At 70.5% G+C, this 13,681-nt stretch carries 13 protein-coding genes; all 13 read right to left on the bottom strand.

The annotated features are described in order from the left end of the window. Window positions 1-119 precede the first annotated feature (119 nt). The 13 genes from CLV40_RS06675 to rplJ all read right to left on the bottom strand — a co-directional run bounded on the left by CLV40_RS06675 (window position 120) and on the right by rplJ (window position 13,604). Window positions 120-1,121: a hypothetical protein gene (locus CLV40_RS06675; RefSeq protein WP_104477962.1), complete on the bottom strand. Its 1,002-nt coding sequence runs from the start codon at window positions 1,119-1,121 to the stop codon at window positions 120-122. A gap of 49 nt (window positions 1,122-1,170) precedes the next feature. Continuing rightward, a complete protein-coding gene (locus CLV40_RS06670; RefSeq protein ID WP_104477961.1) occupies window positions 1,171-1,761 on the bottom strand; it encodes a nuclear transport factor 2 family protein in 591 nt (196 codons plus the stop codon). Between the two features lie 51 nt (window positions 1,762-1,812). After that, window positions 1,813-3,078: an MCE family protein gene (locus tag CLV40_RS06665; RefSeq protein WP_104477960.1), complete on the bottom strand. Its 1,266-nt coding sequence runs from the start codon at window positions 3,076-3,078 to the stop codon at window positions 1,813-1,815. After that, window positions 3,078-4,289, bottom strand: coding sequence for an MCE family protein (locus CLV40_RS06660; RefSeq protein ID WP_104477959.1), 1,212 nt, complete (start codon window positions 4,287-4,289; stop codon window positions 3,078-3,080). Before CLV40_RS06660 ends, CLV40_RS06665 begins: the two co-directional genes overlap by 1 nt. Beyond that, window positions 4,289-5,482 carry an MCE family protein gene (locus CLV40_RS06655; RefSeq protein ID WP_104477958.1) on the bottom strand — a complete coding sequence of 398 codons (1,194 nt, stop codon included), beginning with the start codon at window positions 5,480-5,482 and terminating at the stop codon, window positions 4,289-4,291. Before CLV40_RS06655 ends, CLV40_RS06660 begins: the two co-directional genes overlap by 1 nt. Next, window positions 5,479-6,471: an MCE family protein gene (locus tag CLV40_RS06650; protein WP_104477957.1), complete on the bottom strand. Its 993-nt coding sequence runs from the start codon at window positions 6,469-6,471 to the stop codon at window positions 5,479-5,481. The genes CLV40_RS06655 and CLV40_RS06650 overlap by 4 nt, the downstream gene beginning before the upstream one ends. Further along, window positions 6,468-7,502 carry an MCE family protein gene (locus CLV40_RS06645; RefSeq protein ID WP_104477956.1) on the bottom strand — a complete coding sequence of 345 codons (1,035 nt, stop codon included), beginning with the start codon at window positions 7,500-7,502 and terminating at the stop codon, window positions 6,468-6,470. Before CLV40_RS06645 ends, CLV40_RS06650 begins: the two co-directional genes overlap by 4 nt. Beyond that, window positions 7,499-8,839 (bottom strand): MCE family protein, encoded by a 1,341-nt coding sequence (locus CLV40_RS06640; protein ID WP_104477955.1) that lies wholly within the window; start codon window positions 8,837-8,839, stop codon window positions 7,499-7,501. Before CLV40_RS06640 ends, CLV40_RS06645 begins: the two co-directional genes overlap by 4 nt. Continuing rightward, complete coding sequence (locus CLV40_RS06635) at window positions 8,836-9,648, bottom strand: MlaE family ABC transporter permease (protein ID WP_104477954.1); 813 nt, start codon at window positions 9,646-9,648, stop codon at window positions 8,836-8,838. The genes CLV40_RS06640 and CLV40_RS06635 overlap by 4 nt, the downstream gene beginning before the upstream one ends. Before the next feature lies 1 nt (window position 9,649). Further along, entirely contained in the window at window positions 9,650-10,429 is a 780-nt protein-coding gene (locus CLV40_RS06630) for an MlaE family ABC transporter permease (RefSeq protein ID WP_104477953.1), read from the bottom strand. A gap of 853 nt (window positions 10,430-11,282) precedes the next feature. Continuing rightward, window positions 11,283-12,374 (bottom strand): ABC transporter ATP-binding protein, encoded by a 1,092-nt coding sequence (locus CLV40_RS06625; protein WP_104477952.1) that lies wholly within the window; start codon window positions 12,372-12,374, stop codon window positions 11,283-11,285. A 225-nt stretch (window positions 12,375-12,599) separates the two neighbouring features. After that, complete coding sequence (rplL, locus tag CLV40_RS06620) at window positions 12,600-12,986, bottom strand: 50S ribosomal protein L7/L12 (protein ID WP_104477951.1); 387 nt, start codon at window positions 12,984-12,986, stop codon at window positions 12,600-12,602. 63 nt (window positions 12,987-13,049) lie between these two features. Next, window positions 13,050-13,604 carry a 50S ribosomal protein L10 gene (gene rplJ / locus CLV40_RS06615; RefSeq protein WP_104477950.1) on the bottom strand — a complete coding sequence of 185 codons (555 nt, stop codon included), beginning with the start codon at window positions 13,602-13,604 and terminating at the stop codon, window positions 13,050-13,052. Between the last annotated feature and the right edge of the window lie 77 nt (window positions 13,605-13,681).

The raw sequence follows: 13,681 nt of genomic DNA, 5'->3' as shown, positions 1-13,681 counted from the left end.
GACCCCGCCGGGTCCCGGAGTCAAGATGCCACGCGAAGCAGACCACTTTTGCAGCAGTGTTCGCGACCTCACCGATCAAGGCTTGACCAGGGGAAACACCGCTGCTAGCCGGGCGGCGGTCAGCAGGTGGCGGGGGCTTTGCCGTCGGCCAGGGGCTGGCCGAGGAAGTCCACGTCGGTGATCTTCCAGGCACCCCCGACGCGCTCCGCGCGGAGGCCGAACATGGCCGCGCTGCCGGTGGTGGCGCCGTCGGCGGCGTGCGTGGTCGTCTGGTCGATGAAGACCAGCGCGTCGACCCGGTCGCCGTCGAGCCGCTGGACGCCGAGGTTACGGACCTTGGTGGTCAGCACGATCTTCTTCTCAGGGGCGAGCTTGCGCAGCTCGCCGAGGATGCTGTCGTACTCGCAGACGGCCCTGCCGACCAGCGTGTCGCGCACGGCGTTGGCGCTGGCGTCGAGGTTCGCGTAGTCGTAGGACAGGGTGCGCTCGACGGCCACGGTGAGCTTGCCGATGACCTCGCTGGTCGCGGCCGTGTCCGTGATGGCCCGGTTCCCGCTGTCGACGCCCGCGGTGAGCGAGTCGGCCTCACCCTTGAACCACAGCGCCAGCCCGGCCAGGCCCAGGGCGAGCACCCCCAGCGCGATGGCGGTGTTGATCCCGCGCGATCGGGACCGCTCGGCGGTGGCCCCGTACCGCGGCGCGCGTCCGGCGCGCTCGGGGCCGGAGGTGTCCGGGTACGGCTCCGACCTGGCCCGGTGCTTCCCGCTCGGCCGCGGCGACGGCCGCCGCGCGGGCTCCTCGTCGACCGGTTCGACCTGGTCACCAAGGCCGTCGACGGGTTCCGCGCCGATCACGCCGTCGGTCGACACCATCTCTTCTTGCTCCGCGCGCGGTTCGACAGCCGCCGGTTCGAGGTCCGGTTCGACCGGTTCGTCCGCGCGGGGGAACGGCTGGGGAGCGGGCTCGGGGGTCGCGACGGTGTCCGGGGCTTCGGGAGCACCGGTCGGATCGGCGGCCTCGGGGGTGTTCGGGTTACCGGGGCCGGCGGGCCTGCGGATGCCCGCGACGCGGGGGCGGCGCGCGGGTGGACCGGCGGGGCGGCGGCGGGGCGGGGTCGGCACGGTGGGCTCCTCGACTCGGGGCTGGGCTCGGCGCTGGGTGGCGCGCGCCTCAGCCGGCCGGGACGTTCTGGACGGGGGCGAAGGAACTGAGCTTCCAGCCCTCGGGGGTGCGGTCGAGCCCGACCTGCAGGCGCATCTGCTTGCCCTCCCCCGGCTTGCCGTCGACCCCCACGTTCACCATCACCGCGGCGATCGCCACGGCCTTGCCCTCGCGTTCGCGCAGCTCGGTGACCGCGAACTTGAGGATGGTCCCGGTGGCCACCGTCTTGGCCTGGTCGAAGGCGGCGCGGGTGTCGGCGCGGCGGCGCACGACCTCGTCGCGCAGGGGGCCGGTGGTCACGCCCTCCCAGCGGTCGAGGCCCTCGTCGAGCCGGTTGTGGTCGATGCTGGTGAAGGTGACCAGCGCGGCGGCGCCGACCCGGGACACCTCGTCGCGCACGCCCGCCACCGCGAGGTCGTCGTCGTTGGCCGCGCGCAGCCAGCCGACGCCGAACCAGGTCGCGAGCCCGCCCGCGACCACCACGAGCACGAGCGCCGCCAGCACGAACGGGTTCGGCCCGCGCCTGCCGGACGGCCGCGCACCGGGGTCGGCGGCGGTGGTCTCGGGGTCGGCCGGTTCCTGGGTGTCGGTGGTGGTCATGACGCTCCAACCTGGTGGGAGGCAGCAGGTTACCCGAAGGTAGGTGACTGGTCAGCCGCCGAGGCCGAGCAGCTGCCCGAGGCTGCCGACCGGGTGCACGCCGGGTTCGGCGATGGCACCGGGGACGCTGCCGCGGGCGAGTTCGGCGAGTTCCTCGGCGGGTCGGTCGCGGTTGGCGGCCAACTCGTCGGGGGTCGGCTGGACGGGTTTGCCGCCGAAGGGCGCGTTCTGCGAGCCGCGCACGTTGATCGGGCTGCCGACCGGTTCGGCGCAGTAGGCGCGCGAGTTCTCCGCGGCCGGGGCGAGGTCGTCGCCGTCGCGGTGCTTGGTGCCCTCGTAGCCGCGGGTGCAGCTCGGCGGGTCGAACAGGTTGAGCGCGAGCCCGAGGTGGGCGGTGCCGTCGCCGGGGACGACGGTCTTGGGTCCGACGGCCACGACCGGGTAGGCGACCAGCGCCATCTCCAGCCCGTCGACGCGGGTGACGAGGATGTCGGACGTGGTCAGCAGGTTGGCGGTGAGGTAGCCCAGGCCCTGCCCGGACTCGCGGAGGAAGCCGACGACCGCGTCGGCGGTGCCGGGGGTCTCGGCGATCAGCCTGCGGATCCCCGGGTCGGCGGCGCGCAGTCGACCGGAGAGGTCGCGCAGGTCGGTGGCGAAGGAGCGGATGTTGCCCGCCTGCGCCGCCTGGGTGCCGAGCACGATGGCGCCGTCGTCGATGAGTTTGATGGTCTGCGGCAGGTTGTCGCGGGCGGCCTGGGTGAACTCCCCGGTGGTGTCGAGCAGCAGCCGCAGGTCGCCGCCGGTGCCCGCGAACGCCTTGTCGAGTTCGTCGACAACGGTGCGCAGGTCCTCGGTGGGCACCGAGTTGGCGAGGCTGTTGAGGTCGCGGATGACGGTGTCGGTGCCGACCGGGGTCTTGGTGCGGGCCACGGGGATGACCGCGCCCTCGGCGAGCGCGGTGCCGCCGTCGGCGCGGGGGCGCAGGTCCACGAACTGCTCGCCGACCGCCGACCGGTTGGCCACCACCGCGTCGAGGTCGGCGGGGATGGGCGGGGCGCCGGGTTCGATGTCGAGGTCGACCTCGATGCCGTCGTGGGTGAGCCGCAGTTGGCCGACCCGGCCGACGTTCACGCCGCGGTAGGTGACCTCGGCGTTGGTGAAGATGCCGCCGGAGTCGGCCAGTTCCATGGTGACGCGGTAGCCGTTGGCGCCGAAGACGCGGCCGAGGTCGGTGAACCGGAAGGCGGCGTAGACCACGGCCAGCACGGCGACGACGAAGAAGGCGACCAGCTGTAGTCGGACGGTCTTGGTGAGCATCAGGCACCGCCGCCGAGGAGGACGTCGAAGAGACCGCCGAGTCCGGACGCTTGACCGGTTTGCCCGGGTTGGACGGGATTTCCCGCTACGGGTTGGCCACCCCCGATGACCGGGATCGGCAGCGGCGGCGGGGCGTTGGTCGGCACACCCGGCGTCCCGTTGGTGGCGCCGCCGACGATCGGGACGTCCTGCAGCGGGTTCTGCCGGGTGCGGCTGAGGTTGTCGAGGACGCTTTGGAGGTTGAGGTCGACCTTGGCGTAGAGGTTGAAGTAGTCGCCCTTGACGCCCTTCGCGGCCTGGTCGGTGAAGGGGAAGGTGAACATCAGCTCCAGCGACCGGGGCAGGGTGTCCCCGGCCTCGCCCAGCTTCCGCAGGGTCGGGGTCAGCGCCTTGAGGTCGGCGACGAGGTCGGCCTGACTGCGGTTGACGGTGTCCACGGCGACGCCGGAGAGCGCGTCGAGGCTCTGCAGCATGGTGACCAACTGCCCGCGCTGCTCGGTGAGCACTTGGAGCCCCGGGCCGATGCCGTCGACGACACCGACGATCCGGTCCTTCTGGCCGTTGAGGGTCACCGCGAGCCGGTTGACGCCGTCGAGGGCGCGGGTGATGTCGGCCTTGCCCGCGTCGAGCGTGGTGACCATGCGGTTGACGTTGTCGAGCAGGGCGCGGATGTTCGTCTCGTTTCCCGCGGTCGCGGCGTTGAGTTCGCGGGTGATGTCCCGCAGCTGTTCGACGCCGCCGCCGTTGAGCAGCATCGACAGCGCGCCGAGGACCTCTTCGACCTCGGTGTTGCGGTTGGTGCGCTCCAGCGGGATCACGGCGCCGTCGACGAGCCTGCCGCCGGTGTCCTGCCCGGCCGGGGGCCGTGACAGCTCGACGAACTTCTCGCCGAGCAGGCTGGACTGGCGCAGCTTGGCGAAGGCGTTGGCGGGCAGGTCGACGTCGCCGTTGACCAGCAGCGTCACCTCCGCGTTCCAGCCGTCGGGGGTGAGCGCGATGTCCTCGACCCGGCCGACGGCGACCTCGTTGACCTTCACCCCGGACTGCGGGACGAGGTCGAGGACGTCGTGGAACCGGACCTTGACCCGGTAGGGGTGGTCACCGGTGTCGGCGCCGCCGGGCAGCGGGAGGTCGTAGATGCCGGTGAACCCGCAGCCGGACACCGCGAGCGCGGTGGCCGCCAGGAGCGCGGCGAGCCTCGTGCGCGCCATCACCGACCCCCTACCGCGTAGACGTCGCCGACGACCGGGAGCGGCAGGGACGGCAGCTTCCCGTCGCGCATGCCCTGGATGATCTGCGCCGGTGATTGCAGCGGCACCGCGCCCTGGACCACCGGGGCCAGCTTGTCGCAGAGGTCGGCGAGGGTGGTGGGCAGCGGTTTCGCGGTGCCCTGGCGGACCAGCTTGCAGACGGTCACGATCGGCGGCTGGGCCAGCTCGTTGAGGTTGGCCCGGGCGTCGAGGGTGCCGGAGGACGCGTTGTAGCTGTTCACCACGTTGCTCAGCGCCAGCGGGGCGACGTCGAGGGTCTCGGCGAGCGCGGCCCGCTGGTCGACGAGCACCTGGGTGATCCCGGCCAGTTTGTCCACATTGGACTTGATGGCGCCGCGGTTGTCGTTGATGAACGCCTTCACCGTGCCCAGCGCGACGCCGAGCTGGTCGACGGCGGCGGCCAGGTTCTCCTTCTCCCCGGAGAGGAACCGCGCGGCCTCGGCCAGCTCGGTGTTGAACCGGCGCACCTGCTCGTCGCTCGCGGCCAGGGTGCTGGTGAACCGCTGCAGCTCGGTGATGGTGCCGAACAGGTCGTCGGAGTTGCCCGAGAGCGTGCCGCTGAGCTGCCCGAGCTGGGTGATGGTGTCGTGCACGGCTTGGCCGTTGCCGTCGAGGTTGCGGGCCAGGGTGGTGATCAGGTCCGACAGCGCGCCGTCGGCGTTGGCGCCGTTGGGCCCGAGGGTCTCGCTGACCCGGGTCAGGCTGGCGTAGAGGTCGTCGACCTCCAGCGGGGTGGCGGTGCGCTCGCGCGGGATGACGGCGCCGGTCGCCATGACCGGTCCGCCGGTGTAGGCGGGGCCGAGCTGGACGTAGCGGTCGGACACCAGCGACGGCGCCACGATCACCGCGCTCGCGTCGGCCGGGATCTCGACGGTCCGGTCGACGAGCAACTCCACCTCGACGTGGTCGCCGCGCGGGGTGACCTTGTCGACGGTGCCGATCCGCACGCCCAGCACCCGCACGTCGTTGTCCTCGTACAGGCCGACGACCCCGGAGAACAGCGCGGTGTAGCGCTTCTGACCGGGGTCGCGCAGCAGCCACCACAGGCTGCCCGCGACGACCAGCCCCAGCACGGCGGCCAGCGCGACGACGCGGGCCGCGTCCCGGGCGCGCTTGGTGGCGAAGGTGCTCATTTCCCCTCCCCCAGGCAACCCGGCTGGTTGACCGGGCCGATCGACGGCGGCAGCAACCCGCAGATGTAGTTGTCGAACCAGCGCCCGGTGCCGATGGCGTTGTTGAACTGGCGCACGAAGGGGGCGAACTTCTGGATGCCCTGGGCCAGCGAGTCCTGGTTGCGCTGCAGCATCGTGGTGAGCTTGTCGAGGCTCTGGAGCACGGGCCCGAGCTGGGCGTTGTTGTCCGCCACCAGGCCCTGCAACTCGCTCGCCAGCTCGCGGGTGCCCGCGAGCAGCTTGGTGATGGCCTGCTTGCGGTTGTTCAGCTCGTCGAGCAGCAGGCTGCCGTCGGAGAGCAGCTTGACGACCTCGGCGTCGCGGTCGGCCAGGGTCTTGCTGATCTGCCGGGTGTTGTCGAGCAGCCGGGCCAACTCCTGGTCGCGGGACGAGATCGTGCGCGAGAGCGACTGGAGGCCGGTGAGCGCGCCGCGCACGTCGTCGGGGGTGTCGGCGAAGGTCTCGGAGATCACCTCGAAGCTGCGGGCGAGCTGCTCGGTGTCGACCTCGTTGACCGTGTCGGCCAGGCCGCGGAAGGCCTCCAGCACGTCGTAGGGGGCGGTGGTGCGGTCGCGCGGGATGCGGGTGCCGGGGTCCAGCGGCCGCTCGCCCGCCGGGTCGAGGGCGAGAAACTTCTGCCCCAGCAACGTCTTGATCTTGATCTCGGCCCGGGTGCGGTCGCCGACCCAGGCGTCGCGGACCTTGAAGCTGACCACCACCCGGTCGCGGTCGAGCGCCACGTCGGACACCTTGCCGACCTTGACGCCCGCGATCCGGACCTCGTCGTCCGGGCGGAGCCCGGCGGCCTCGCTGAACTCGGCGCTGTAGGTGGTGCCGCCGCCGATGATCGGCAGGTCGTCGGAGTACACGGCGGCGAGCAGCACCAGCGCGATGGTGAGCAGGCTGACCAGGCCGATGGGGACGGGGTTGCGGGAGCGGAAGGACCTCATCCGGAACACCTCGCCTGGGTCGCGGGCAGGACCGGGATCTCCAGCGGCGTGCTGACCAGACCGGGCACGCCGACCTCGCCGGAGGCCTCGCAGAGGTAGAAGTTGAACCAGGACCCGTAGCTGACGGTCCGGGTGAGCGCGGCGGTCTTCGTCGGCAGGAACTGGATGAAGTGCTCCACGACCTGCTCATTGTCGTTCAGGTTGTGCACCAACCCGCCAAGCGCCGCGATGTCCTGCTTGAGCGGTTCGCGGGTGTCCTGGAGCAGACCGGAGGTGGTGGTGGCCAGCCCGCCGAGCGCGTCGATGGCCTCGCCGATGGGTTCGCGGTCCTCGGCCAGCCCGCTGACCAACTGCTGGACCTGGGTGATCAGCTCGGACAGCTCGGCGCCGCGCGAGTTGACCGTGGTCAACACGCTGTTGAGGTTGGTGATGACCTCGCCGATGACCCGGTCCTTGTCGGCGAGCGTGCTGGTCAGCGACGCCGTGTGGGCCAGCAGCGTCTCGACGGTGCCGCCCTCCCCCTGGAGCACCTGGATGATCTCGTAGGAGAGCTTGTTGACGTCGTCCGGCGAGAGGGCCTGGAACAGCGGCTTGAAGCCGTTGAACAGGGCGGTCAGGTCGAGGGCGGGGCGGGTGCGGCCGATCGGGATGGTGCCGCCGGGTTCGAGCACGGCGTTGGGGTCGGCGCCGGTGCCCTGGCCGAGGGCGAGGTAGCGCTGGCCGACGAGGTTGCGGAACTTGATCTGCGCGGTGACCGACGCGGGCAGCTTGCGGCCCGCGTCGACGGAGAAGCTGACGTGCGCCTGGTTGCGGTCGGCCACCTCGACGTCCTCGACCTGCCCGACCCGCACACCGGCGATCCGCACGTCGTCGCCCGGCAGCAGGAGCGTGGCGTCGGTGAAGCGGGCACCGTAGGTCGCGGTCTCGCTGAGGTCGGCGTTGGTGATGCTCAGCGCCAGGATCCCGGTGGCGGCGACCGTGATCACCATGAACAGGGCCAGCTTGACCAGCGGCGCGGCGAGTCCCCTCATCGGAACCCCACCTCCGAGCCGCGGAAGACGGGGCCGAGCAGCAGCGTGCTCCAACTCGGCACCTGCTCCGGCGCGACACCCATGTCCGGCGCGATCAACTGGGCCACGAACGCGGCCTCCGCCGGGGAGTTGGCGATGCCGGTGTCCGCGCCCTGGGCGGCGTTGGGCGTGGTCTGACCGAGGTTCGCCGCGTTGGTCGGCGGCAGCAGGCCGTCCTGCACCGACCGCGCGGGCGGCGGGTTGGACGCGCCGTCGCGCAGCGGGCCGTCGGGCGGGGACTGCGGGAACGGCGAGGGGAACTGCTTGAAGTCGTAGCAGCGCGGGCCGCGGTCCTCGTCGTAGCGCGGCTCGTCCACCCCCGGCCGGTAGGGGCCGCGGTTGACGGTGATCTCGATGGTGGCGTGCAGGCCGGGCTTGTCGGTGCCCTTGCCGAAGGCCTGGTCCAGCGCGGTCACGTCCTCGGACATCAACTGCAGCAGGCACGGGTACTCCGGCGAGTACCGGGCCAGGGTCTCCAGCGTGGGGCGGGAGGTGTCGGCGAGCCGGATCAGGTTGTTCCGGTTGACCCGCAGGAACGCCTCCAGGTCGCGCGACGCGGTGGTGGTGCTCGCGTAGAGGAGGTCGAGGTTCGCGCGCTGGTCGGCGATGGTCCGCGAGGTGGCGGTCAGGTCGGTGAGGGCCTGCACGAGGTCGGGGGCCGCGTCGTTGTAGGTGTCGCTGACCTTGGCCAATGCGCGCAGGTCTTCCCGCAATTTCGGCAGGTGCGGGTTGAGCTCACCGACGAGTTCTCCGAGGTCGGCGAGGGTCTTGCCCAGTTGCTCGCCCCGACCGTCGAGGGCGGTGGAGATCGCGGAAAGCGTGCTCGACAACTTCTGCGGCTGCACGGCTTGCAGCACGAGCAGCAGGCTCTCGAGGGCGTCCTCGAGTTCGACGGCCGCGACGGAGGTGTCCTGGCGGATGCGGTCCCCGGCGCGCAACGGGGTCGGCGCGGCGTCCGCGGGGATCTGGAGGGCGACGTAGCGCTCGCCGAAGAGGGTCTTGGGCAGGAAGCGGGCGGAGACGTTGCCCGGGATGACGTCGATCTTCTCCGGGTCCAGCGCCAAGTCCAGCTCGGCGCCCCGCTGGGTGGGGGTGATGCCGCGGACCTCGCCGACGATGAGACCGCGCACCTTGACGTCGGAGTGGACGGCGAGCTGGTTGCCGACCTTGTCCGTGGTCAGGGTGACGGAGGCGACCGGGGTGAACGCCTTGTTGTAGAAGGCGATGCTGAGCCCCACCAGCCCGATCACCAGGGCGATGAAGAGGAGGCCGTAAAGCCTGCGGCGGATCGTCCTCATCCGGCGATCCGCACCGTCGTCGTCGTGCCCCAGACGGCGAAGCCGATGAAGAAGTTGACCAGCGCGACTGTGACGATCGTGGTCCGCACGGCCCGCCCCACCGCGATCCCGACCCCGGCGGGGCCACCGCTGGCGTTGTAGCCGTAGTAGCAGTGGGTCAGGATGATGATCACGGCGAAGATCAGGACCTTGCCGAAGGACCAGAAGACGTCTTCGGGGGGTAAGAAGAGGTCGAAGTAGTGGTCGTACGTGCCTGCGGACTGGCCGTAGAAGTAGACGGTGATCGTGCGGGACGCGAGGTAGGACGTCAGCAACCCGATGATGTAGAGCGGGATGACGGCGACGAACCCGGCGATGATCCGCGTGGTCACCAGGAACGGCAGACTGGGGACGGCCATGACCTCGAGGGCGTCGATCTCCTCGGAGATCCGCATCGCGCCGAGCTGGGCGGTGAACCCGGAGCCGACGGTGGCCGACAACGCCAACCCCGCCACCAACGGCGCGATCTCCCGGGTGTTGATGTACGCGGAGGCGAACCCGGAGAACGCCGCGGTCCCGATCTGGTCGAGCGCCGCGTAACCCTGGAGCCCGACGACGACACCGGTGAAGACCGTCAACCCGACCATCACCCCGACGGTCCCCCCGATGACCGCCAACGCACCACTGCCGAAGCTGACCTCCGCCAACAACCGCAACGTCTCCCGCGTGTACCGGCGCAGCGCGCGCGGGATCCACAGCAGCGCCCGCACGTAGAAGGAGAGCTGGTCACCGAGGTTGTCGAGCGTCCGCAACGCCTGCCAGGTCCGCACGTCAGCTCCCCTTCGCCGGGACGATCTGGAGGTAGACCGCAGTGAGCACGAAGTTCACGAAGAACAGCAGCAGGAACGTGATCACCACGGACTGGTTGACCGCGTCACCAACCCCCTTGGGGCCACCCTTCGGATTGAGCCCCCTATAGGCCGCGACCACCCCCGCGATGAACCCGAAGATCAACGCCTTCAACTCGCTGATCCACAGGTCGGGAAGTTGAGCCAACGCCGAGAAACTGGCCAGGTACGCCCCGGGCGTGCCCCCTTGGAGCACAACGTTGAAGAAGTAACCCCCCATGACACCGACCACGCTGACCAACCCGTTGAGCAGCACCGCGACCAACATCGCCGCCAACACCCGAGGCACCACCAACCGCTGCACCGGGGAAACCCCCAGCACCTCCATGGCGTCGATCTCCTCGCGAATCGTGCGCGACCCGATGTCCGCGCAGATCGCCGAACCCCCCGCCCCAGCCACCAACAACGCCGTGACCAAGGGCGCCGCCTGCTGGATGATGGCCAACACACTCGCCGCCCCGGTGAACGACTGGGCACCGAGCTGGACGATCAACGTGCCGAGCTGCAGGGCCACGATCGCACCGAACGGGATGGCCACCAGTGCGGTCGGCAGGATCGTCACGCTCGCGATGAACCAGCACTGCTGGACGAACTCCCGCCCCTGGAAGGGCCTGCGGAAGATCCCCACAACGACGTCGAGCGCGAGCGCGAACAGCCGCCCGGTCTCCCGCAACGCCCCGATCCCGGGCACTCCGGCGGTCACGCCCGACCACCCGACCGGACAACCCCGCCCCAAGCACGCCGGTCATCCCGCACCACGGCCCCGAAGCCAGTCGCACCACGCGGACCGCGCCAGCCCCACGAGCCAGTAGTAGCTCGCGAGCCGCGCCCACCGACCCCAACCCTGGCTCCACCCCCACCGCACGAACCAGTCACACCCGACGAACCACCGCCATCACGGGCTCCAGCCCTGCCCGACGAATCGCCCCCGCTTCGACGACCGGCCCCACGGCGAGACTGCACCCCAACCCCGCCGGACACCATCGCGCCCGTCGAATAGACCCCATCCCAGCCGGCAGCCCGAGTCCGCCCGCCAACCCGAGTCTGGCGCCGGCCCCACCCGCCAGCCCGATCCGTCAGCGCACACTGACAGTTGTCCACAGCCCCGCCACCGAGCACCCCGGTTTTGTCGGTGCTCGCGACTAAAATGGATACCGGGGGGCCGACGGCCGCCCGCGGCCCAAAACCGCGAGCGCCAACAGCCGCGTTCCGCCCCGAACCGGCCCACTCGCCACGCCGATCCAGCACCCTCGCCCCGAACCGTTCGCGGTGCTCCGGCCGCTGGCCCGAGACATCCGCCGCGTGTCCGCACCTGGCGATGTGCTTCACGACCGCCTCGACCCGACACACCCTCGCGAGCTCGACCAGCGCCGAGTCCGGCTCACCCGCAAGAGGTCCGAGCGTCACCACAACGCCTCGACCGCGCACGAAACCGACGAGCGCGGCCCAACTCCGCCGTTCTAGCAACTCCACCGCTCGCCGAACGCACCGCCTCCGCGCGAACGCGCGCCAGCCGACCCGCACCGTCCCAATCGGACAAATCGCGTACCCCGGGCTCATGGTCGGTCCCAGGTCGACTTCGGCAGGGTGGCGACCTCGTCCACACCTCGCGGGTGCGGGCTCGGGCGAACCCCGGCGAGCACACCCACCCCGTAGCGCGCGCGGTCCTCCGCGGTCAGCGAGTCGATGATCCCTTCCTGCGCCGCCGGGGGCAGCGACCGCAGGATGCTCATCACCCGGTCCTTGCGCCGCCTGACCGCCGCGCGCTCCGGCAGTCCCGGCGTCGGCTCCAGCTGCGGCACGATCCCGCGCAGGTCGTCCTCCGACGACCCGTCCGAGTGACCCGACGCCGCGTGGGCCTCCTCCTGGGCCATCTGCGCGGCGTCCTTCTCCTCCGACATCCCGATCGGGCCGCGCCGCCTGCCGTTGACGAACTGCGCGACCACCGGTTCGTCGCTGGTCAGCAGCACCTCGCGCGGGCCGAACATCACCAGTTCGCGGCGGAAGAGCATGCCCAGGTTGTCGGGCACGGTGCGGGCGAGGTTGATGTTGTGCGTGACGATCAGGATGGTGGCGTCGATCTGCGCGTTCAGGTCGATCAGCAGCTGGCTCAGGTAGGCGGTGCGCACCGGGTCGAGGCCGGAGTCCGGCTCGTCGCACAGGATGATCTCGGGGTCGAGCACCAGCGCCCTGGCCAGGCCCGCGCGCTTGCGCATGCCGCCGGAGATCTCACCGGGCAGTTTCCGCTCCGCGCCCTGCAGGCCGGTCAGCTCCAGCTTCTCCAGCACGATCCGCTTGATCTCGGCCTCGGACTTGCGGGTGTGCTCGCGCAGCGGGAACGCGACATTGTCGAAGAGGTTCATCGAGCCGAAGAGGGCGCCGTCCTGGAAGAGGACGCCGAAGAGCTTGCGGGTCTCGTAGAGCTTGGACTCCGAGCAGGTGACGATGTCGACGCCGTTGACGACGCAGCGGCCGCGGTCGGGTTTGAGCAGGCCGATCATCGACTTGAGGAACACGGACTTGCCGGTGCCGGACGGGCCGAGCATGACCGAGACCTCGCCCGGCGGGAGGGTCAGCGTGACGTCCCGCCAGATGGCCTGGTTGCCGAAGGACTTCGTCAGCCCCTCGATGACCACCTCGGCGCCCATCGAACCTCCCGACCTCCGCGGCGGGTCCGCCGTTCACCTACGTGCAACGAGGCCGACCCGAACGGGTTACTAGCGAAGTTACTGCCGAGTTGGAAACGTACTCGGCTTCCTGGGGGTCTACTCAACCAGGGGTGACGCAGCACACAGCGACCTGCATTTGGTCACGCACAGCAAAGGGGCCCGACACCGTGCGGTGTCGGGCCCCTCGCGAGCCTGGCGGCTAGATCACTTGACGGTGATCTTGGCGCCCGCGGCCTCGAGCTTCTCCTTGGCGGCCTCGGCGGCCTCCTTGGCGACCTTCTCCAGGACGGCCTTGGGGGCGGCCTCGACCAGTTCCTTGGCCTCCTTGAGGCCCAGGCCGGAGACGACCTCGCGGACGACCTTGATGACCTGGATCTTCTTGTCGCCCGCGGACTCCAGGACGACGTCGAACTCGTCCTGCTCCTCGGCGGCCTCGGCCGGAGCGGCACCCGGGGCGGCGGCCGCGATGGCGACCGGCGCGGCGGCGGTGACGTCGAAGGTGGTCTCGAATTCCTTCACGAACGCCGACAGCTCGAGGAGAGTCATCTCCTTGAAGGCGTCCAGCAGCTCTTCGGTGCTCAGCTTCGCCATGGTGGCGTTCCTTTCACTAACACACCCGGTCTACGCGGGCGCGATCTACTTCCGGGTGGTATTTCAGCTCTCGGCAGCGGCGTCGTCGGCGGGAGCGGGGGCCTGCGCGGCCTTCTTCTCCTGCAGAGCGGCGGCCAGGCGGGCAACCTGCGAGGCCGGGGCGTTGAACAGCCCGGCGGCCTGGGTGAGCTTGCCCTTCATCGCGCCCGCCAGCTTGGCGAGCAGCACCTCACGGCTGTCGAGGTCGGCGATCTGCGCGACCTCTTCCACCGTGAGCGAGCGGCCATCCATGTAGCCGCCCTTGATGACCAGACCCTTGTTGTCCTTCGCGAAGTCGCGCAGCGCCTTCGCCGCGTCCACCGGCTCGCCCTCGACGAAGGCGATAGCGGTCGGACCGACGAACAGAGCCTCCAGCCCCTCAACGCCCGCGTCTTCCGCGGCCCGCTTCACCAGGGTGTTCTTCGCGACCCGGTAGGTCGTGCCAGAGCCGAGAGCGCGACGCAGCGTGGTCAGCTGGGCCACGGAGAGCCCGCTGTACTCGGTGACGACGGTGGCCGAGCTGGTACGGAACTTGTCCGCGATCTCGGCGACAGCAGTCACCTTTTCAGGCTTCGCCATGGGTCGCCTCCTCTCGTTATGCGTCCGCAGGCACCCCAAGGACACAAAAAAGCCCCGGCGCAACGGCACGGGGCATG

Source organism: Actinokineospora auranticolor (assembly GCF_002934265.1).
GTDB lineage: Bacteria > Actinomycetota > Actinomycetes > Mycobacteriales > Pseudonocardiaceae > Actinokineospora > Actinokineospora auranticolor.
The sequence above is the reverse complement of the archived record's forward strand: the minus strand, read 5'-3'. Positions and strand labels throughout refer to the sequence as shown.